Annotated in this window: 19 protein-coding genes; 8 read left to right on the top strand and 11 right to left on the bottom strand. The window is 73.4% G+C overall.

Features of this window, described 5'->3' with window-relative positions; translation table 11 throughout:
* Positions 1–114: 114 nt before the first annotated feature.
* Positions 115–903, bottom strand: coding sequence for a protein phosphatase 2C domain-containing protein (locus tag AB0946_RS05105; protein WP_366759240.1), 789 nt, complete (start codon positions 901–903; stop codon positions 115–117).
* Positions 904–1287: 384 nt separating this feature from the next.
* Here AB0946_RS05105 and AB0946_RS05100 point away from each other — a divergent pair, with 384 nt between their 5' ends.
* Genes AB0946_RS05100 through AB0946_RS05080 form a run of 5 tightly spaced genes read left to right on the top strand, consistent with a single transcriptional unit; the run spans position 1288 to position 6970 of the window.
* Complete coding sequence (locus tag AB0946_RS05100; RefSeq protein WP_366759239.1) at positions 1288–4116, top strand: nitrate- and nitrite sensing domain-containing protein; 2829 nt, start codon at positions 1288–1290, stop codon at positions 4114–4116.
* Entirely contained in the window at positions 4113–4616 is a 504-nt protein-coding gene (locus tag AB0946_RS05095) for a roadblock/LC7 domain-containing protein (protein ID WP_366759238.1), read from the top strand. Before AB0946_RS05100 ends, AB0946_RS05095 begins: the two co-directional genes overlap by 4 nt.
* Complete coding sequence (locus AB0946_RS05090) at positions 4613–5038, top strand: DUF742 domain-containing protein (protein ID WP_366759237.1); 426 nt, start codon at positions 4613–4615, stop codon at positions 5036–5038. Before AB0946_RS05095 ends, AB0946_RS05090 begins: the two co-directional genes overlap by 4 nt.
* Positions 5019–5675 carry an ATP/GTP-binding protein gene (locus tag AB0946_RS05085; protein ID WP_366759236.1) on the top strand — a complete coding sequence of 219 codons (657 nt, stop codon included), beginning with the start codon at positions 5019–5021 and terminating at the stop codon, positions 5673–5675. The genes AB0946_RS05090 and AB0946_RS05085 overlap by 20 nt, the downstream gene beginning before the upstream one ends.
* Before the next feature lie 41 nt (positions 5676–5716).
* On the top strand, positions 5717–6970 hold the full coding sequence (locus AB0946_RS05080; protein WP_366759235.1) for a styrene monooxygenase/indole monooxygenase family protein: 1254 nt from the start codon (positions 5717–5719) through the stop codon (positions 6968–6970).
* Here AB0946_RS05080 and AB0946_RS05075 read toward each other — a convergent pair.
* From AB0946_RS05075 to AB0946_RS05060, 4 genes are all read right to left on the bottom strand, one after another.
* Entirely contained in the window at positions 6957–8033 is a 1077-nt protein-coding gene (locus tag AB0946_RS05075) for an NlpC/P60 family protein (protein ID WP_366759234.1), read from the bottom strand. The genes AB0946_RS05080 and AB0946_RS05075 overlap by 14 nt on opposite strands.
* Before the next feature lie 112 nt (positions 8034–8145).
* Positions 8146–8466, bottom strand: coding sequence for a hypothetical protein (locus AB0946_RS05070; RefSeq protein ID WP_366751936.1), 321 nt, complete (start codon positions 8464–8466; stop codon positions 8146–8148).
* Positions 8459–9109, bottom strand: coding sequence for a TetR/AcrR family transcriptional regulator (locus AB0946_RS05065; RefSeq protein ID WP_366759233.1), 651 nt, complete (start codon positions 9107–9109; stop codon positions 8459–8461). The genes AB0946_RS05070 and AB0946_RS05065 overlap by 8 nt, the downstream gene beginning before the upstream one ends.
* 75 nt (positions 9110–9184) lie before the next feature.
* On the bottom strand, positions 9185–10123 hold the full coding sequence (locus tag AB0946_RS05060; protein WP_171152864.1) for a diiron oxygenase: 939 nt from the start codon (positions 10121–10123) through the stop codon (positions 9185–9187).
* A 122-nt stretch (positions 10124–10245) separates the two neighbouring features.
* Here AB0946_RS05060 and AB0946_RS05055 point away from each other — a divergent pair, with 122 nt between their 5' ends.
* Together AB0946_RS05055 and AB0946_RS05050 are read left to right on the top strand one after the other, a co-directional pair.
* Positions 10246–11355: a ferritin-like domain-containing protein gene (locus AB0946_RS05055; RefSeq protein WP_366759232.1), complete on the top strand. Its 1110-nt coding sequence runs from the start codon at positions 10246–10248 to the stop codon at positions 11353–11355.
* 59 nt (positions 11356–11414) lie between these two features.
* The gene (locus tag AB0946_RS05050; RefSeq protein ID WP_366759806.1) at positions 11415–12272 is read left to right on the top strand and encodes a hypothetical protein; all 858 of its coding nucleotides are present in this window, start codon (positions 11415–11417) and stop codon (positions 12270–12272) included.
* A gap of 83 nt (positions 12273–12355) precedes the next feature.
* Here AB0946_RS05050 and AB0946_RS05045 read toward each other — a convergent pair whose 3' ends face one another.
* The 5 genes from AB0946_RS05045 to AB0946_RS05025 form a co-directional block, all read right to left on the bottom strand.
* Positions 12356–13813, bottom strand: a complete 1458-nt coding sequence (locus AB0946_RS05045; protein ID WP_366759805.1) for a penicillin-binding transpeptidase domain-containing protein — start codon at positions 13811–13813, stop codon at positions 12356–12358.
* 32 nt (positions 13814–13845) lie between these two features.
* The gene (locus AB0946_RS05040) at positions 13846–15207 is read right to left on the bottom strand and encodes an FtsW/RodA/SpoVE family cell cycle protein (protein ID WP_366759231.1); all 1362 of its coding nucleotides are present in this window, start codon (positions 15205–15207) and stop codon (positions 13846–13848) included.
* Positions 15208–15359: 152 nt separating this feature from the next.
* Entirely contained in the window at positions 15360–16604 is a 1245-nt protein-coding gene (locus AB0946_RS05035; RefSeq protein WP_366759230.1) for a HAMP domain-containing sensor histidine kinase, read from the bottom strand.
* A complete protein-coding gene (locus AB0946_RS05030; protein ID WP_366759229.1) occupies positions 16604–17329 on the bottom strand; it encodes a hypothetical protein in 726 nt (241 codons plus the stop codon). The genes AB0946_RS05035 and AB0946_RS05030 overlap by 1 nt, the downstream gene beginning before the upstream one ends.
* 123 nt (positions 17330–17452) lie before the next feature.
* A complete protein-coding gene (locus AB0946_RS05025) occupies positions 17453–17959 on the bottom strand; it encodes a protein phosphatase (protein WP_366759228.1) in 507 nt (168 codons plus the stop codon).
* 100 nt (positions 17960–18059) lie between these two features.
* On the opposite strand from AB0946_RS05025, the gene AB0946_RS05020 reads away from it, so the two are divergent.
* Complete coding sequence (locus tag AB0946_RS05020; protein ID WP_366759227.1) at positions 18060–18863, top strand: nuclease-related domain-containing protein; 804 nt, start codon at positions 18060–18062, stop codon at positions 18861–18863.
* 404 nt (positions 18864–19267) lie between these two features.
* On the opposite strand, the gene ligD is transcribed toward AB0946_RS05020, so the two are convergent.
* Entirely contained in the window at positions 19268–20155 is an 888-nt protein-coding gene (ligD, locus tag AB0946_RS05015; protein WP_366759226.1) for a non-homologous end-joining DNA ligase, read from the bottom strand.
* Positions 20156–20168 lie beyond the last annotated feature (13 nt).

Raw genomic sequence — 20168 nt, 5'->3', positions numbered from 1 at the left:
CCCCGCCCACGGCGCGCCCGCCCCGCCCACGGCGCGCCCGCCCCGCCCACGGCGCGCCCGCCCCGCCCACGGCGCGCCCGCCCCGCCCACGGCGCGCTCGCCCCGCCCCCTCCGTCACAGTTCCACGTACACCGCCGTCGCGTCGTCGTGCGTCTTGGCGCGGCCCAGGTACGCCCGTTCCCGCCGGTCCGCCGTCTCCAGTTCCCGTACCCGCTCCACCAGCGTCCGGGCGCCCTCCTTGGCGACCAGGTCGAACAGGGCCGTCCAGTCGCCCTCGCGGAACGTCTCCGTCCAGCGGGTCGCGCCGTCCGTCAGCGCCGCCAGTGCCCTCACCTCCCGCCGTGGCAGGGTGCCGGTGACCGCCCGGGCGGCCACGGCGGGGTCGGCGGCGGCGGTGAAGAAGCCGCCCTCCTTGTTGCGCAGGTTGGCGTCGACCAGCGCGTCCGTGGCGAGCGCGGAGCGGGGCAGCCGGGCGAGACGGTCGTCCAGCAGCGGGGTGACCGTGCCGTCGGGTCCCCGCACCAGCAGCGCGGAGTCGGACAGCACCAGGTACTCGACCGCCGTGGCGGACCAGCGGGCCAGGGCGACGGTTGCCTGGGGGGTTCGCGGGTGAGAAAGCTCACAGGTGTCCGCATGGGCGTCCGCGGTGCGCCGGATCGCCCGCGCGAGAATCTCCGACAGTGTCAGATCTCGGCAGGAAACGGTCAGTTCGGTCAGCGCACCGCCCAGCCGCGCGGTGAACCAGGGGACGGAATGCAGACAGCCCGTCCCGCCGCTGGGCGGAGTCACTCCGTCCAGGACGACGACGCAACCTCCCTGTCCGGAGGCGGGTAGTCCGACACCGGCGAAGTCCTCGTTGGGGCGGGACGCGTCGCCGGGTTCCGAGACCAGATCAGTACGCATCCAGCCAGTCTGCACGAGCCCTTCACACCGTGCGCCAAAGGCTGGCACAGGCCGGTGAATTCCTACGACCCCGCAGGTCAGACGCCTGGTTTGGGTAGGAATGATCCACTCCGGGAAGGCGTGGCGGCGAATACTGCCAAAGCCTGCCGCGCGCGTCCAACCGGCCCACCGCGCAAGAGCGTCGCACGCGCCACGGCAACTTGCCCGCCAACTCCCCTCCGATGTTCACTCCTTCGGGTGGCGGGTCAGGTGATGCGCGACCACTGCCCACCGGCGCTGGGAGGGTCGGGAACCGTACGAACCGGGTGTACGCACCACTTGGCACCGAGCTGACGGGGCGCCACCCGGGCCCCTGGGTAGACGAGTTCAGGAATGCGAGCACCGGTGCAGAAGAAGCGGCCTCGGCGCACAGGCAGGCAGACGGCCCCCGAGGGGACCGCCCCCCAGACCCCCGTGGGCTCCGGTCGCCCCACCCATGTGCGCACCCGGCTGATCGTCGCCGTCGCCGTGGTGGCCGCCGCCGTCGCGGGAGCAGGCGCGCCCGCGCTGCTCACGGCCTCCCAGGACGTCAGCGACTCCCAGGACCTGGTGACCCTGGCCGCCCGCACCCAGGACGCCCTCACCCTCGCCCACTCCCTCGCCGACGAACGCGACGAGGTCACCTCCTACGTCGCGGCCGGCCGCCCCAAGGACAAGGCGCCCTCCGAGGACCGCAGTGCCCGCGTGGACCGGCAGGTCGAGGAGCTGCGCGCCGACACCGACACCCCGGCGAGCCTGCGCACCGCCCTCGACGGCATCGACGCGCTCCGCCGCGGCGCCCTCACCGGCAAGACCAGCGCCCTGCAGACCCACCAGGCGTACTCGGCGACGATCACCGCGCTGCACCGGCTCGCCGAGCAGCTGGCCGAGCAGACGCCCCCGCGGGCCGGCTCCGGCGCCCACGCCCTCGCCGAGCTGGACTCCGCCGTCCAGCAGTCCGCCGCCGCCCGCGGCCTGCTGCTGGCCGCGCTGAACATCCCGTCCAGCACCCAGACGGTGATCGACCCCGCCACCGGCCTGTCCACCACCACCGCGACCAGCACCGAAGCGGACCGCAAACAGCGCGACGCCCTCACCGCCGCCGCCCAGCAGGCCCGGCTGCGCTCGGACGCGGCGCTCGCCGGCTTCCGCGAGACCGCGCCGAAGGCGGCCGTCGACTCCTACGACTCCACGGTCACCGGTCCCGAGGTCAACTCGGCCGACAAGTACCTCGCCTCGCTCACCGACCAGCCCACCCTCGCCGACAGCGAGCTGACGACCAGCACCAAGAAGCTGGACGCGGCCCTGTCCGCCCGGGTCGACCTGATGCGCGGCGCCGAGTCCGCGCTCTACGACCACCGCACCAAGGACCTGGCCAGGCTCCGCGACGACGACGTCACCGCCCTGGAGATCCGCGTCGCGGTCCTCGGCGCGCTGATGCTGGTCGCGGTCGGCATCGCCACCGCCATGGCCCGCACCCTGACCCGCCCGCTGTCGGTCCTGCGCCGCGGCTCCGCCCGTCTCGCCGGGTCCGAGGACCCGACGGCCCAGGAGCCGATCGCGTTCACCGGCCGCAACGACGAGTTCGCCCAGGTGGTCCGCTCGGTCAACGCCCTGCACGCGCACGCCGTGGCGCTGTACGAGCGGGTCGCCACCCTGGAGACCGACCGCAAGCACCTGGTGGGCCAGCGCCAGAAGATGGCCGACGCCCGCGAGGAACTGCGCGCCGAGCTCGCCGAGTCCACCGCCCAGCTGGAGCGGCTGCGCACCAGCATCGGCTCCACCTTCGTCAACCTGGCCCTGCGCACCCTGGGCCTGGTCGAGCGCCAGCTGGCGGTCATCGAGGGCCTGGAGGACCGCGAGCAGGACCCCGACCGCCTCGCCACCCTGTTCAAGCTGGACCACTTCGCCACGGTCATGCGCCGGCACAGCGAGAACCTCCTGGTCCTCGCCGGCACCGAGCACGTCCAGCAGCATCCGGGCCCGGTGCCGCTGGTCGACGTGGTCCGGGCGGCGGTCAGCGAGATCGAGCGCTACGAGCGCGTCCGCATCGCGGCCCTCCCGCCGCACGCCCACGTCGCGGGGTTCGCCGCCGACGACCTCTCCCACCTGCTGGCCGAACTCATGGAGAACGCCACCTCGTTCTCCCCGCCGGACCTGCCCGTCGAGGTCTCCGGCTGGCTCCTGGAGTCGGGCGAGGTCATGCTGTCGGTCCAGGACGAGGGCATCGGCATGACCGCCGACCGCCTGGACACCCTCAACGGCCGCCTCGGCGACTTCGACCCCGAGTCCCTCTACGACCAGGAGGGCGAGGAGGGCCTCGGCCTCGGCCTGTACGTCGTCGCGCGCCTCGCCCACCGGCACGGCGTCCGCGTCCAGCTGCGCGAGCAGAAGCAGGGCGGCATCGCGGCCGTGGTGGTCCTCCCGGCATCCCTGCTGGTCGAGGCCGCGCCCACGGCGCTCCCGCCGCAGAGCGCCGCCCCCGGAGCCACGGGCACCTTCACCCTCCCCGGCGCCGACGCCGAGGCCAACTCCAACCTCCTGCCCACCCGCGCCAAGCACCAGGACCCCCTGGTCACCCTGGCGGAGCAGGCCGTACGGGACGCCTCCGCCGAGGCACCGGCGCGGACGCCGCGGGAGGCGCCGCAGGAGACGCCGCGGGAGGCACCGGCCGAGGCACACGAGCAGGCGGCCCAGCCCGCCCGGGACACGGAGACCCGCCCGAAGGCCCCGGCGGAGACGTACGCCGAGACGACGATGGAGCTGCTGCTCCCGAACGCACCGGCGGAGCCGACGAACCCGGCGACCGGCCGCCTCGACGGCCCGTCGGCCGCCGACGGCGAGCACACCCCGCAGGAGCCCCCCGCACCCGACCGCGAGACCCGCACCGACGGTGCCGACGGGCACGCGGACGCCGAAGGCGAAGCCGAGGAGGAGGAGCGGCTCACCAGCAAGGGGCTCCCCAAGCGCACACCGAAGATCACCGCCCCCACCACCCCGCCCCGCCAGCGCAGCACCAGCGTCGACGCCGAAGCCCTGCGCCGCAGGCTCGGCGGTTTCCGCACCGGCGCCCAGGCCGGCTACCGCGACGTAGAGGCGGAGATCGCCGAGCAGACGGCCAACAACCGGCGGCCGGCCGGCCACGCACACGCCGAAGAAGCCACGGGGGGCACAGCCGAGGAGGCAAGCAGTTGACCGCGCCCACTACCTACGGACTGAGCAGTGAAGCCCGCAACCTGCACTGGCTGCTGACCAACCTGGTCGAGGAAGTACCCGGCATCCAGTCCGTCGCCGTGGTCTCCTCCGACGGGCTGCTCCTGCTGTCGTCCGACCCGGGTCACACGGAGGACGCCCGCCAGTCCCGCGACACCAAGCGGACCGGCCCCCGGGGCTCCGCCGCCGACCTCGCCACCATCGTCTCCGGCATCGGCAGCCTCACCGTCGGCGCCGCCAAGCTGATGGACTTCGGCGGAGTCAAGCACACGATGATCGCGATGGAGGAGGGCAGCCTGTTCGTGATGTCGATCAGCGACGGCTCGCTGCTCGGCGTGCACGGCTCCGCCGAGTGCGACATGAGCGTCGTGGCCTACCACATGGCGCTCTTCGTCGGCCGCGCCGGCCACGTCCTGACGCCCGAGCTGCGCAGCGAGCTGCGCAAGAACCTGGAAGCCGAGTCGACCGGGGGCGACCGATGACCGCCACCCCCGGGAAACCGGGCAGGACGCAGCTCCCGGTCCGCGGCGGCGACCGCAAACCCGCCCGCGTCCGCCCCTACTCGCTCACCGGCGGCCGTACCCGCTTCGGCCACGTCCTCCTCGTGGAGACGTTCGTGGCGGCGCTGGAGGCCCCGGAGGAGCGCAAGGAACTGACGAACGGCTCGCTCGCCACCCGGGTCATGCCGGAGATGCGGGCCATCGTCGAACTGTGCCGCCGTATGCGCACGGTGGCCGAGATCGCCGCGCTGCTGAAGATGCCGCTCGGCGTGGTCCGCGTGCTCCTGAGCGATCTCGCGGACCAGGGAAAGATCCGTGTGTACGGCACCGGAACGGGTCACGGCACCGGCCGCCCGGACCGCGCTCTGCTGGAAAGGGTGCTGAGTGGACTCCGCCGTCTCTGACGCCACCGCCTCCTTCGGGGGCACCCCCCTCGTCTCCGGGTTCACCGAACCGGACGAGGACCTGAAGTCCTGGCAGACGGACCGGACGCGCGCCCCCGTCGCGACGAAGATCGTGGTGGCGGGCGGCTTCGGCGTCGGCAAGACCACGCTCGTCACCTCCGTCTCGGAGATCACGCCCCTGCAGACCGAGGCGCTGATGACCGAGGCCAGCGAGGGCACCGACGACCTGTCCGCCACGCCGGGCAAGCTCACCACCACCGTGGCCATGGACTTCGGCCGCATCACGCTCGACGACGACCTGGTGCTCTACCTGTTCGGCACGCCGGGCCAGCAGCGGTTCTGGTTCATGTGGGACGACCTGGTGCGCGGCGCGATCGGCGCCGTCGTCATGGCCGACACCCGCCGGCTCAAGGACTGCTTCCCGGCCCTGGACTACTTCGAGAGCTGCCGGCTGCCGTACGTCGTCGCGGTCAACCACTTCGACGGCAGCGAGCGGTTCGAACCGGAGGACGTGCGGGAGGCGCTGACGATACCGGCGCACATCCCTGTCATGATCATGGATGCGCGGCGGCGGATCTCGGTGATCGAGACGCTCCTGGCCCTGGTGGGCCACGCGCTGGACGAAACCCCCGAGTAGTCCTCACCCCTCGTCCTCATCCCGTAGGAGGCACCACCCGCATGCGGAAGATACTCGTCGTCGGGGCCGGCCAGTCCGGCCTCCAGCTCGCCCTCGGCCTGCAGTCGCACGGCTACGAGGTCACCCTGATGTCGAACCGGACCGCGGACGAGATCCGCTCCGGCCGGGTCATGTCGACGCAGTGCATGTTCGACACGGCCCTCCAGCACGAGCGCGACCTCCAGCTGAACTTCTGGGAGTCCCAGGCCCCGAAGATCGAAGGTCTCGGCGTCTCGGTCGCCGCGCCCGGCTCGCACGACCCGGGCCCGACCCAGCGCGCGATCGACTGGGTGGGCAGGCTCGACGGGTACGCGCAGTCGGTGGACCAGCGGGTGAAGATGGCCGGCTGGATGGAGACGTTCGCCCAGCGCGGCGGCCAGCTGGTCATCCACGGTGCGGCGGTCGGCGACCTGGACTACTTCTCCCGCACCTACGACCTCGTCCTGGTCGCGGCCGGCAAGGGCGAGCTGGTCTCGATGTTCGCCCGCGACCCGGAGCGCTCCCCGTACAGCGAGCCGCAGCGGGCGCTGGCGGTGGCGTACGTGCACGGGCTCGGCCCGCGTCCGGAGCACCCGGACTTCGACGCGGTCCGCTGCAACCTGGTCCCCGGCGTCGGCGAGCTGTTCGTCATGCCGACGCTCACCACGTCCGGCCGTGCGGACATCCTGTTCTGGGAGGGCATACCCGGCGGCCCGCTCGACGTCTTCCAGGGCGTCAAGGACCCGGCGGAGCACCTCTCCCTGACCCTGGAACTCATGGAGAAGTTCACGCCCTGGGAGTACGCGCGGGCCACGAAGGTCGAACTCACGGACGCGGGCGGCACCCTGTCCGGCCGCTACGCCCCGACCGTCCGCAACCCCGTCGGCCGGCTGCCCTCGGGCGGTCTGGTGCTGGGCGTGGCCGACGTGGTCGTCGCCAACGACCCGATCACCGGCCAGGGCTCCAACTCGGCGTCCAAGTGCGCCGCCGCCTACCTCGCGTCGATCCTGGAGCACGGTGACAAGCCGTTCGACGAGGAGTGGATGCGGCAGACGTTCGACCGGTACTGGGCCACCGCCCAGCACGTCACCAAGTGGACGAACGCGATGCTGGCGCCGCCGCCGGAGCACGTCCTGAACCTCATCGGCGCGGCCGGGCAGCTGCAGCCCGTGGCGGATCGATTCGCCAACGCGTTCAACGACCCGGCCGACTTCGAGAACTTCTTCTACGACCCGGAGAAGACGTCCGCGTACCTGGGCTCGCTCACCGGAGCCTGACGGGTCCGTCCCGGTGGGTACCGACCGTGCCCGCCGTACCGGGACGTACGGCGCCCAGGACCGGATAGCTGGCCACCGGTGACACCGTGACCTTCTCACCCGGTCTGGGCGCCTGCACGACCTTCCCGCCGCCCACGTACATCGCCACGTGCGTCGCCTCCGGGAAGTACACCACCAGGTCGCCCGGCCTCAGCCGGTTCAGCGGGACCCTGCCCAGCCGGTTCCACTGCTCCTGGCTGGTGCGCGGGATGGGGGTGCCCGCGTGGGACCAGGCCTGGGACGTCAGGCCCGAGCAGTCGTACGCGTCGGGGCCCTGCGCGCCCCACTGGTACGGCTTGCCGACCTGGTCCATGGCGTAGCGGACGGCGCGGTCGCCGGCCGGGGTGGCCGCCGCGCGGTCGGCGGGCAGGGCGCCCGCGGTGGTCAGACGCTGCTGGGCCGCGGCGACCCCCTGCTGTTCCAGCCGGGCCACGGCCGCGAGCTGGGCCGGGGTCAGGCCGGCCAGCAGGCGTTCCACGTCGGCGAGCTTCCCCCGGACGTCGTCGCGCTGCCGCTTCTGCCGGGCGGCCAGGCCGAGCTGGGCGTCCAGGGCCTTGCGGGCCGCGCGGGCCAGCGCGTCCTTGCGCTGCTCGGCGGCGGTCAGCCGGGCCACCGTACGGGCCCGTTCGCGTGCCAGTTCGGCGAGGACGTGGCCCTCGTCCAGCGCGTGCTGCGGGTCGGGCGCGAGGAGCACGCGCACGTACGGGCCGAGGCCGCCGCTGCCCTGGTACTGCTGCCGGGCCAGGCGCCCGGCCTCGGTCCGGCTGTCCCGCAGGACGAGCCGGGCGTCGGCGAGTTCGCCGTCGAGCCGGGCCACCTCGGCGCGCTGCCGCTTCAGCTGCTCGGTCGTGGCGTTGTAGGTCTCGGTGGCCTGCTCGGTCCTGCGGTACAGCTGCTGAAGGTCCGTCAGCAGCCCGGCGACGGACCGCTGGGGGTCCGGCGCGGCCGCGGCGGGCACGGGCGCGAGGACGGCCTGGGCCGCCACCGCCGTCGTACAGGCCAGACGCAGAAGCCTTCCTGACACGTCATCACCTCCGCTGCGCAGGAAGCGGAATCTCCGCTTCCCGGCGCAACCCGATAATCAGACGTGTCGGTGCCGGCTGGATACGAAGCCTGCGCGGTTCGGCGCAGCGGTTTCACCCGTTCGCGTCGTCCGGCTTGACGGACGGCGTGGCGTCCGGCCGGGACCAGGGCCAGCGGAGCTTCCCGCCCGACCTGTCGTCCGGGTCGTACCGGTACTTCCACCCCTGGATCAGCCCCAGCCTCCTGCTGTGCCCCCGCGGCACGCGGCGGTAGACCAGCACCGTGGGCGGGCCGCCCCCGGGGTCCGGGACGGGGATGCGGTACGTCTTCGGGGGGTGCCCGGTGGGGCCGACCAGGACGGGCAGCACGCGCCCGTCCATGGGGCCGCCCTCGAACGGGGTGTCCTGGCTCTTCACGGGTCCAGTCTCAGCCATCCGCCGACAGCGCGGTGACCAGCGCGGCCGTCTGCGGGTCCCGGCCCGCGGTGACCGTGAGGACGGCCAGGAACTGCTCCACCAGCCAGTCGCGCAGCTCCTCCACCGGGGGCTGCTTGTCCTCGTCCAGCCAGATCAGGGAGGCCGCCTCCACGGCCGTGATCCACATGCGGACGGTCATGCGCAGCCGGGGGCCCGGGTCCGGGACGCCGAGGTGCTGGTGGATGTGCTCGGCGGCGGACCGGCGCACCCCGTCCACGATGGCGGTGGTGCGGGAGGTCTCCACCACGCTGCCGCCTTGCAGCAGCGCGCTGAAGCCGGTGCCGTGCCCGTCCACGAAGGCCAGGTAGCGGTCCAGGGCGCGGGACAGCCGGGGCAGCAGGGGGCCCTCACGGGGCTCGTCGAAGCACTGCCGCAGCTCCTCGGCGGCGGAGCGCAGCGCGGCCTCGTAGAGCTGCTGCTTGCCGCCGGGGAAGTACCGGTACACCAGCGGCCGCGACACCCCGGCCGCCTCCGCCACGTCGTCCAGGGAGACGTCCTCGGGCGCGCGGTGCGCGAAGAGGCCCAGGGCCGCGTCGAGGAGCTGGCTTCGCCGCTCCTCGACGCTGAGCCGGCGGTATGCGGGGGTGGCCGACGGGGTCATGCCCCGCAGCCTAATCGCCGCCCGGCTCCGGCCGGCCTCCAGCCGCCGGTGCCCGTGGGCCGCTCGTGCCGTTCCCTATGCCAGGAGGCCCGAGGACCTCCACAGGCGCCGCCCCACACCCCGCAGCACCCCGATGTCGTCCAGGAAGTCCGTCAGCCGCTTCGCGCCGGTCTGCATGACCTCCCGCCGGTGCCCACTGGCCTTCACCTGCGCCATCGCCTCCCGCTTGTCCAGGCCGACGTTGGTGTAGACCTCCGGGTTGACGAAGGCGACCGAGAAGACGCGGGCGAACTCGCCCGAGGTGACCCGGGTGAACTCCTGGGACCACTTCGGCGCGGTCACCATCTGGCGCCGCAGCTCCTCACGGGCGTACCGGACGTGCCGGGCCTCCTCGACCACGTGGATGCGGGTGACGCCGCGGATCAGCGGCTGCACCCGCTCGTCGGGGAACGTCAGCCGCTGCATCCAGTCCAGGACCTCCTCGCCGAGCAGCGTGGCGGTGAAGGAACCGGGGGTGGTGGAGATCGTCTTGAACAGCCGGCCCAGGTTCTGGTGGGCGCGGCTCACCGGGTACCAGGGCGTGCCGCCCTGCGCGATGAGCCGCGCGAACATCTTCGAGTGCCGGCACTCGTCCTCGATCTCGGTGAGCGCGTACCGCACGTGCGCGCTCGTCGCCGCCTTGTCGTAGATGTGCCGGACGAGCAGCTGCATGAGGATGATCTCGAACCAGATGCCGAGCGAGGCCAGTGCGGCGGCCTCGTGCTGGGAGAGCAGGATGCGCTGCTCCTCGCTCATCCGCTTCCACATCGGCGTGCCGTACAGCGACACGAGCTCCGGCGGCCAGAACCACTTGCCCTCCTCGAAGGGCGCGTCCCAGTCCAGCTCCTTGTCCGGGTCGAAGGAGTGCTTGGCGGAAGAGACGAGCAGCCGTTCGGCCACCTGTTCCCGGTCCTTGAGCAGGCCGAGCGCGTCGCGCAGCCCGTCGAGCGCGTCCGCTTCCGTCAGGGTCGTCATGGCTCCCTCACCTCGTTACCCGGTGGTAGTGGTCCTGCTCTTATGAGACTGCCTGTCAGCAAGACCGTCAATCCCTTGCGCATGACTTGTTGACCCGGCGTCCACGTGTGAGCCTGCGGGGTATGCCGACCCATGAGCTCTACGCCAACGAGCCGGGAGACTCCCCCTGGCAGGTGCCCGCCGCCGGCGCGGCCCGGTTCAGCTGGGAGTACGACGACGGCCGCGACCGCCTCCTCGCCCTGTACCAGAAGGGCAAGGACAAGCAGTGGGACGGGCGGACGCGGATCGACTGGGACCTGGAGGTCGACCCCTGCGACGCCCTGGGCACGCCCGACGAGGCGATGTCCCTGTACGGCACCCCCTACTGGGACAAGCTCTCGGAGCGCGACAAGGGCGAGCTGCGCCGGCACTACGCCTCCTGGCAGTTCAGCCAGTTCCTGCACGGCGAGCAGGGCGCGATGGTCTGCGCGGCGCGGATCGTGGAGTCGGTGCCCGACCTGGACGCCAAGTTCTACTCCGCGACCCAGACCATGGACGAGGCCCGGCACGCCGAGATCTACGGCCGGTTCCTGCACGAGAAGATGGGCCTGGTCTACCCGATCAACGACAACCTCCGGTCGCTGCTCGGCGACACCCTGCGCGACAGCCGCTGGGACATGCCCTACCTCGGCATGCAGGTGCTGATCGAGGGCCTGGCGCTGGCCGCCTTCGGCATGATCCGGGACACCACGGACAAGCCGCTGCCCAAGCAGATCCTCACGTACGTCATGCAGGACGAGGCCCGGCACGTGGCCTTCGGCCGGATGGCGCTGCGCGACTACTACCAGCAGCTCACCGACGCCGAACTGCGCGAGCGCGAGGAGTTCGTCATCGAGGGCTGCTACCTGATGCGCGACCGGCTGCGCGGGGTCGAGGTCCTGGAGAACTTCGGCATCCCCAAGGCCGACGCGGAGGCGCTCAGCGAGCGCTCCGAGTTCCTCCAGCTCTTCCGCAAGCTGCTGTTCAGCCGCATCGTCCCGTGCGTCAAGGACATCGGCCTGTGGGGCAGGCGGCTCCAGCAGGCCTACGTGGACATGGGCGTGCTGGAGCTGGGCGACTCCGACCTGGACCTGCTGATGACCCAGGACGAGGAGCTGGCCGAGCGGCTGGACGCCGAGCGCTTCGCCGCCGAGGAGCGGGAACGGGTGGCCGAGGTGGAGACGGCGATCGCGTCGGGGGCGGCGGAGGACTGACCGGGCACGGCACGCGGTGCCGGCGCGTGACCCGGGTGCAGTAGCGTGCTGGCGTGTCCATGCCTCCACCGCCGCAGAGTCCCGGCCCCTACGGCCAGCAGCCCCCGCACCAGCCGGGCCCGTACGGCGGGCAGCCCCCGCAGGCCCCGGGCCCGTACGGCTCCCCGTATCCCCAGCAGCCCTACCCGCAGCAGCAGCCGTACCCGGCCCAGCAGCCCTACCCGGCCCAGCAGCCGTACCCGCAGCAGCCCTACCCCGGCTGGGGCGTGCCCCCGATGGCCCCGCCCCCGAAGAAGCGGCGGATCGGTCTGGTGCTCGGCATCGTGGGCGGGGTCGTCGCGGCCGTCGTGGTGCTGCTCATCGCGCTCGGCATGGTCGCCGAGAGCGGCTTCCCCGCGGCGGAGCACAAGCTGACCCTGCCCCGCACGCTGCTCGAAGGGAAGTACCGGCTCGTCGACGACCTCTCCGGGTCCGAGGGCAGGAAGATCAGCGAGGAGGCCGACGGGGCCTGGGACGCCAAGGACACCCACGGCGTCGTCGGCACCTACAGCCCCGGCGGTGACGAGACCAAGGGCACCCTCGTGGTGTCCGGCATGTACGGCCGGTTCAAGAACACCGACGAGGCCCGCACGAACATGATGAAGGGCGCCGGCGAGGGCGACGGCGCCACCGTCGCCGTACCGGCCAGGGAGTTCGAGCTGGACGGCGTCACCATCAGCTGCGAGGTGATGACCGAGGAGCACCTCGGCACGAAGGTCACCGTGCCGGTGTGCGCCTGGGCCGACGGCAACACCGGGGCCACGGTCGCCGAGGTGGCCACGGCGGCCATGGACCAGGACCCCTCGGACGTCGACCTGGAGGCGTTCGCGCACAAGACCCTCACGATCCGCTCGGAGATGCGGGGACCGATCGGCTGACCCGCACGAGCCGGCAGCAGGCGCGGAGCCGATCGGCCGACCCTCGCGGTCCGCCCGCAGACGCGGGACCCGTCCGCCGGGCCTCACCGCCCCAGCACCGCCCGCATCACCTCCCGCGCGATCGGCGCCGCGTCCCCGCCGCCGCTGATCTCACCCCGGTCCGCCGAGGCGTCCTCCACCACCACCGCGACCGCCACCTGCGGCTCCAGGGAGTCCTCGGACTGCGCCCAGGAGACGAACCAGGCGTAGGGCACACCGGCGTTGCCCAGCCCGTGCTGGGCGGTGCCGGTCTTGCCGCCGACCAGCGCCCCGGGGATGGCCGCGTTGGTACCGGTGCCGTCCTCCACGACGCCGGCCATCAACTCCTTCATCAGGGCCGCCGTGGACGGCCGCATCACCTGCCGCGCCGGCCGGGCCGCGCTGCCCGAGACCGTCTCGCCGCCGTGCCGCGTGGTCCGCTCCACCAGGTACGGCGGACGCAGCCGTCCGCCGTCCGCGACCGCCGCCGCGACCATCGCCATCTGCAACGGCGTGGCCCGCGTGTTGTACTGACCGATCGAGGACAGCGCCAGCTGAGCCCGGTCCACCCGCGTGTCGAAGGTGCTGGGCGCCACGGAGAACGGGATGCGCACCCCGGTGTCGTTGAACCCGAACGCCTGGGCCGTGGTCGCCATGTCCCGCACCCCCACGTCCACGCCCAGCTTGGCGAAGACCGTGTTGCAGGACCACTCGAAGGCGTCCCGCACCGACGCGTCCCGGCAGCCGTCGCCCTCGTTCGTCAGCCGGGTGGTGGTCCCCGGCAGCCGGTAGGGGTCGGGGGAGTCGGTGCGCGCGTCCAGATCCCCGACCACGCCCGCGTCCAGCGCCGCCGCCGCGGTGACCACCTTGAACGTCGACCCCGGCGGATAGGTCTGCCGCACCGCCCGGTTGAGCATCGGCTTCTCCGGGTCCTGGTTGAGCCGTGCCCACGCCGACGTCACCGCCTCGCTGTTGCCGGACAGCTCCGAGGGGTCGTACGACGGGCTGCTCACCAGCGCCAGCACCCGGCCCGTGGCCGGCTCGACCGCGGCGACCGCGCCCTTCCGCCCGGCGAGCCCCCGGTACGCGGCCTCCTGCGCCCGCCGGTTCAGGGTCGTGACGACATCGCCGCCGCGGTTCGGCGCCCGCGTCACGTCGGTCCACAGCGGCAGCGGCGCGAGCGCAGGATCGGTGCCGGAGAGCACCCCGTCCGCGGCGTGCTCCAGGTACGTGGTGCCGTACTTCTGCGAGGAGAAACCGGTGACCGGCGCGTACAACGGACCGTTGCCGTAGGTGCGTTCGTAGCGCAGCTGCTCGCCGGTGTCCACGGACCCGGTGACCGGCACCCCGTCCACCAGGATGTTCCCGCGCGGCACCTGGTACCGGGCGATCGCGGCCCGGCGGTTCGCCGGATTGCCGTTGTACTCCTCCGACCGCACCACCTGCACCCGGGTCGCGTTGGCCAGCAGGGCCGCCAGCAGCAGGGCGCAGAACACGCACGCGTGCCGGATGTACGTGCCCATCGGGCGCCCTCCGTCGGGCAGGCCGTACTCGGTCACGGTGCCTCCCGGCCGTCGTACTGGCTGCGCGCCGAGTCGCTCACCCGGACCAGCAGCGCCACGATCGCCCAGTTGGTGACCACCGAGGAGCCGCCCTGGGCGAGGAACGGCATCGCCATCCCGGTCAGCGGGATCAGCCCGGTGACCCCGCCCGCGATCACGAACACCTGCAACGCCACGATCGAGGCCAGCCCGACCGCGAGCAGCCGGCCGAACGGCTCGCGCAGCGCCAGGCCCGCCCGGTAACCCCGCTCCACCAGCAGGGCGTACAGCAGCACGATCCCCGCCAGCCCCGCCAGGCCCAGCTCCTCGCCGGCCGTCGCCAGGACGAAGTCCGACTTGGCGGCGAAGCCGATCAGGATGGAGTGGCCGAGCCCGAGCCCGGTGCCGAGGAACCCGCCGGCGGCGAAGGCGAACAGCGACTGGGAGAGCTGGTTGGGGCCCTGCCCGGCCTCGATGGTGGCGAACGGGTGCAGCCAGTCCTCGATCCGCGCGCCCACGTGCGGTTCCAGCCGCCCCACGGCGAACGCGCCGAGCACGGCCAGCAGCAGCCCGACCGCGATCCAGCCGGTGCGCCCGGTCGCCACGTACAGCAGCACCACGAACAGCCCGAAGAACAGCAGCGAGGTCCCGAGGTCCCGCTCCAGCACCAGCACGCCCACGCTCACCAGCCAGATCGTCAGGATCGGCCCGAGCACCCGCCCGGTCGGGAACTGCAACCGCCACAGCCGGCGCCCGGTGTACGCGAGCGCGCTGCGGTTGGCGGCCAGGTAGGCGGCGAAGAACACCGCGAGCAGCACCTTCGCGAACTCGCCCGGCTGGATGGAGAACCCGGCGATCCGGATCCAGATCCGGGCCCCGTTGACCGGCGGGAACAGGATCGGCAGCGCCAGCAGCACCAGCGCCGCCACCACGCAGACGTACGCGTACCGCTGGAGCACCCGGTGGTCGCGCAGCACCAGCACCACGGCGATGAACAGGCCCACCCCGAGCGTGGACCACACCAGCTGCGTGGGGGCCGCCCGGTCACCCGGTGTCTCCAGGTCCAGCCGGTAGATCAGGACCAGCCCGAGCCCGTTGAGCAGCACGCCGATGGGCAGCGGCAGCGGATCGGCGTACGGCGCCCGGACGCGGACCACGACATGCGCGAACAGGGCGAGCACGCCGAGCCCGGCGCCGTACCCGACGGCGCCGGGCGGCACGGTACCGGCCCGCGCCAGCCCCACCGCGCAGTAGCCGTACACGGACAGCAGGACGGCCAGCACGAGCAGGGACAGCTCGACGCCCCGGCGCCGGGGGAGGCGCTCGGCACGCGCGGGAGCGGGAGCCGCCGCCAGGGTGGTTCCGGCCTTCGTCATGTCCGGAACCTACCTAAATGGGACCTCTTGTGCGGGGAGGGCGGGGCCGCGCCCCCGAAGGGACGCCGGGCCGTGTCGGCACGCGGCTCCGCCGCGTGGACGCCGGCACCCGCACACGGCGGGAAGCCCGAGAACCCCGGCGGCCCCCGGCTCTACTCGGCCACGGGCAGCGTCAACGTCGCCACCGCGCCCCCGTCCACCGCGTTGGCGAAGGTCAGCGCGGCGCCCAGGACCTCCGCCTGCCCCACCGCGATGGTCAGCCCCAGACCGTGCCCCGTGGCACCGCCCTCCGTACGGAACCGCTGCGGCCCGTGCGCGACGAGGTACTCCGGATAGCCGCCCCCGTGGTCCCGCACGGTCACCACGGGCCCGTCCACGGTCAGCACCACCGGAGGCGCCCCGTGCCGGTGCGCGTTCGCCACCAGGTTCCCCAGCACCCGCTCCAGCCGCCGCCGGTCGGTGTCCACCCGCGCGTCCCGCAGGACGCGCACCTGCGTCCGCGTACCGGACGCCCGCACCACCCGCCCGGCCAGCGCGCCCAGCTCCTCCGTGTCCACCTCCAGCCGCTCCCGCCCGGTGTCCAGCCGGGAGATCTCCAGCAGGTCCTCGGTCAGCGTGCGCAGCGCCGCCACCCGGTCCCGGACCAGCTCCGTCGGCCGCCCCGGAGGCAGCAGCTCCGCCGCGGCGTGCAGCCCGGTGAGCGGAGTGCGCAGCTCGTGCGCGACGTCCGCGGTGAACCGCTGCTCGCTCAGCAGCTTGCCCTGCAGGCTCGCCGCCATCGTGTCCAGGGCGGCGGCCACCGCCGCGACCTCGTCCTGCGGACGCGTCGCGTCCTGCGTCCGGGGGTCGTTCACCCGCGCGTCCAGATCGCCCGCGCTGATCCGCCGGGCCACCCGCGCGGTGCCGTGCAGCCGCCGGGTGACCCGGGTCACCGCGAACACGCCGACCAGCACGGTCGCGCCGATCGCCAGCCCCGACGACCACAGGATCGACCGGTCGAGACCGGCGATGGTGCGGGACTGCTGCGAGTAGTCGACCTCCACGGCCAGCGCCCGGTGCCCGGCCGCCGGTCCCGCCGCCCACATGGTCGGGCGCCCCCGGTACGAGGCCACCATCGTGCCCCGCTCCCCGGCCACCGCGAGCGTCCGCAGCGACGCCGGCAGCCCCCGCGGGTCCACGCCCGCGCCCGGCAGCAGCGTGTCCCCGGCCTCGTACGCCTCGGTGGCGTCCGCGAGCCGGGACAGCGCCAGGTCACGGGCCTGGCCGACGGTCTGGTTCCGCACCGACACGTGCACCAGCACGCCGAGCAGCGCGGCCAGCGCGCAGCACATCACCGTGATGAACGCGGCGGCCTTGACGGCGAGGGCCCCGGCCCACCGGGGGAGCGCGAGCCGCATCACGGGCTCTGCGTGGGGGAGGGCGACGGGGACGGCGTCCTGCCGTGCCGGCCGTCACCGACGTGCAGGTACTCGTCGCGGGAGAACACCATCGCGCGCTGCCCCGGGTCCCACAGCCACGTGGTGCGGTACTCGTAGCCGGAGATGTCGGCCGGCGAGCGTTCGATCAGCGCCCGGCCGGCCAGCTCCACCCCGATGATCGCGTCGTTGTCCGCCAGCACCTGCACCAGCCGGTGCCGCTCGACGGTGTAGACCCGTACGGCCGTCTGGTTGGTCGGGTACAGCCGGAAGCCGAGCGTCAGATCGGCCCGGCCGTCCCCGGTGAGGTCCCGGTAGTACGGCTTCAGCAGCGGGCACCGGGAACGCTCCCCGCCCGGGCGGCACTCCTTCATCCGGTCCACGGTCCCGTGGAAGGCGCCCTTCGACCCGTAGTCGTCGGGGTGCGCCTTCAGCTCCGCCTCCACGACGTCCACCGGGTCCACCCGACGGATGTCGTCACCGGGGACCGTGACGCCCCGCACCGTCGCCCGGGTCGCCACGTCGTACGGGTAGGCCGGGCTGGACGCCGGGCGCAGATCGGGCCAGAGCCGGGCGGGGCTGACGGCGGTGGTGGTCGGCCCGGCGCCGCGCAGCTCGCCGGTGTCCCCGCAGGCGGTCGCGGTCGCCGCGAGCAGGGCGACGGCGGCCACGGCGAGGGCGGTGCGCGCGGGACGGGGGACTGGCATGGTCACATTCTGACGGAAGTGAGCTTTGTGCTGCTTCGGGGGTCCGTAGCGGGGCAGCGGGGCAGCGCCGGGGGCCTGGCCGAGCGGGGGCCCGGCCGAGCGCCGGGGGGCGCACCGGCCCGGCTACTCGGTGAGCTCCTCCAGCAGCCGCACGGTCGGCAGACCCGCCCGCAGGTACTCCACGAACAGCTCGTTGTGCAGCGCCCAGGCCGAGCGGCGGGCCCGGATCTGCTGGATCGCCCGGTCGGCCGAGTCACCCCGCTGCACCAGGGCGTGCGCGATCACCAGCCCCGAGCGGTTGTACCCGTGGTAACAGCGCACGAGCACCCGGCGGCCGGCGTCCAGCGCCTCGTTCGCCGCCTGCGCCAGCCGGATCACCCCGGCGAGCTGCGTCCCGTCCAGCGGACCGTCCGGGATCGGCCACACGTGGTGCTCCACGCCCGGATCAGGGCCGTACCCGGGCAGCCGCAGCAAGGACTGCACCACATCGAACTCGTCCCGGACGACGGCGAACTCCAGGCGTCCGGACCCGCCCCGGAACTCGTGGCCGCCCATCCACAGGCCGGGCACGATCTCGCTCCACGGGCTGTCCGGAGCCGGTACGCCGCGCTGCTCTCCGCGGGTCCGCAACGGCGCCTCCCCAACTCCCCCTCACCGGGACGCCCTCCACGGTAACCGGTCTTGCCCCGGGAGCACCCCGCCTGTTCCCATGGTCGAGGGGTGATGGCGCATGAGCGGACTGCGCGTGGTGCCGGCCTTCCGGCACGGCCGGGAACGGCTGTACGTCTGCCGCGAGGACGGCAGCAATATCGCCTGGTACGACCGTGAGACGGGCCGGGTCAACCTGCTCGGCGAGGACAGCAGGGGCGAGGTGCTCCACGCCCTGAAGCCCTTCCTGACCGGCCCGGTGACCGTGGGCCCGCCCCCGGTCCCGACCCCCGCCGAACTCGCCCGGCTGACCCTGCGCCCGGACGACGACCTGGCCCCCAACCGCCCCGGCGAGGCCCTGCTCGTCGCCCTCGACCGCGACCCCGGCCCCACCCACCGGCTGCGCCCCGACCCCCGCCGCCGCGCCCTGACCGCCGAGCAGACCGTCGGCGACGCCCTGGACGGCCTGGAGGGAGCAGGCTGGCACACCCTGCACTCCCTCCCCCTGCCCGGCGGCGACCGCATCCACCACCTGGTCATCGGCCCCGGCGGTCTGTACGCCGTCCACGCCCTGTACGCCCGCAAGAGCCGGGTCCTGGTCGCCGACCCGATGGTCACCCTGGGCCGCCGCGAGCCCGAGCCGCTGCTGCGCCGGCTGCGCGCGGACGCCGACCGCGCCTCCTACGCCCTGACCGCGGAGGTCCGCCCGCTGCTGGCCCTCGTCAGCCCGTCCGAGGTGACCGTGACGGCGCAGCCGCGCGGCGTGCGGATCATGACGGACACGGAGCTGACGGGCCTGTCCCGGCTGGGCGGGGTGCTCAAGCCGGCGGACGTGGAGGCACTGCACGGGATGGCCCGGGACCGGAACACGTGGGGGAGGCTGTAGCGAGGGCGGCCCGCGCCGGGTGCGGATCATGACGGAGCCGGAGCCGCAGCCGGGGCCGGCGGGCCTGTCCCGGCTGGACGGAGTGCCCAAGCTGGCGGACGTGGAGGGCTGCATGGGAGGGCCTGGTACCGGGACGCGTGCAGACGCTGCGCGGGACGGCCTGGAGCCGGAAGGGGCGTAGGCGCTGCATGGGAAGGCCTGGGACCGGAACGCGTGTAGGCGCTGCGTGGGGTGGCCTAGGACCGGAACGCGTGTAGGCGCTGCGTGGGGTGGCCCGGGAACGGGGGGTGGCGCTGCACGCGATGGCCCGTGACCGGAACACGAGGGCGCTGCACGGAACGGCCCGGGGCCGGCACACCTGGGGGAGGCTGTAGCGAGGGCGGCCCGCGCGGGCGGACGTGCCGTTACGGCAGCGGGGCCGCCGACCGCCGGTCCAGCAACGGCTCCATCAGGTCCCCGTGGTCCCGCAAGCGCGGCGCCATGTCCTCCGCGCGGATCTCCAGCTGCCCGGGACTCCGGCAGCCGGCCACCTCCTCCCAGGTCACCGGCGCGGACACCAGAGGGAGGCGGCGGGCGCGCACGGTGTAGGGGGTGGCCGTGGTCTTGCGCGCGGCGTTCTGGCTCCAGTCGACGAACACCTTCCCCGGCCGCAGGCTCTTCGTCATCCGGTGCACCACCAGCCGGGGCATCGCCCGCTCGGCCTCCACTGCCAGCGCCTTCGCGTAATCGGACGTCCGCTCGGAAGAGCTCCCGCGCACCGCCGCCAGCAGATGCAGCCCCTTCGACCCCGCTGTCTTCGGGTACGCCTCGATCCCGTCCGCCGCGAGCCGCTCCCGCAGCCACAGGGCGACCTCGCAGCAGTGCACGATCGTCGCGGGGGCGCCCGGGTCGAGGTCGAAGACCAGCCGGTCCGCCTCCTGCGGGGACTGCACCAGCCACTGGTGGGTGTGGAACTCGGTGACGAGGTTCGCCGCCCAGACCAGGCTCGCCAGGTCCTGCACCACGACCATCCGGGCCGGGCTGTCCGCCGACGACCGCGGGACCTCGGCCGTGGTGACCCAGTCGGGCGTACCCGGCGGCACGTTCTTCGTGAAGAAGAGCTGCCCCTCGGGGCCGTCCGGATAGCGCAGGAAGGACACCGCCCGGTCGCGCAGATGCGGCAGCAGGGCCGTGGAGGTGGTCGCGTAGTAGTGCAGCAGCTCCCCTTTGGTGAAGCCGGTCTCCGGATACAGCACCTTCTCCAGGTTGCTGAGCGTGACCCGGCGCCCCTCCACCTCTGTGATAGGCGTCATAGGATGACAATCC

Source organism: Streptomyces sp. NPDC046870 (genome assembly GCF_040704595.1).
Classification (GTDB): domain Bacteria; phylum Actinomycetota; class Actinomycetes; order Streptomycetales; family Streptomycetaceae; genus Streptomyces; species Streptomyces argyrophylli.
The sequence above is the reverse complement of the archived record's forward strand: the minus strand, read 5'-3'. Positions and strand labels throughout refer to the sequence as shown.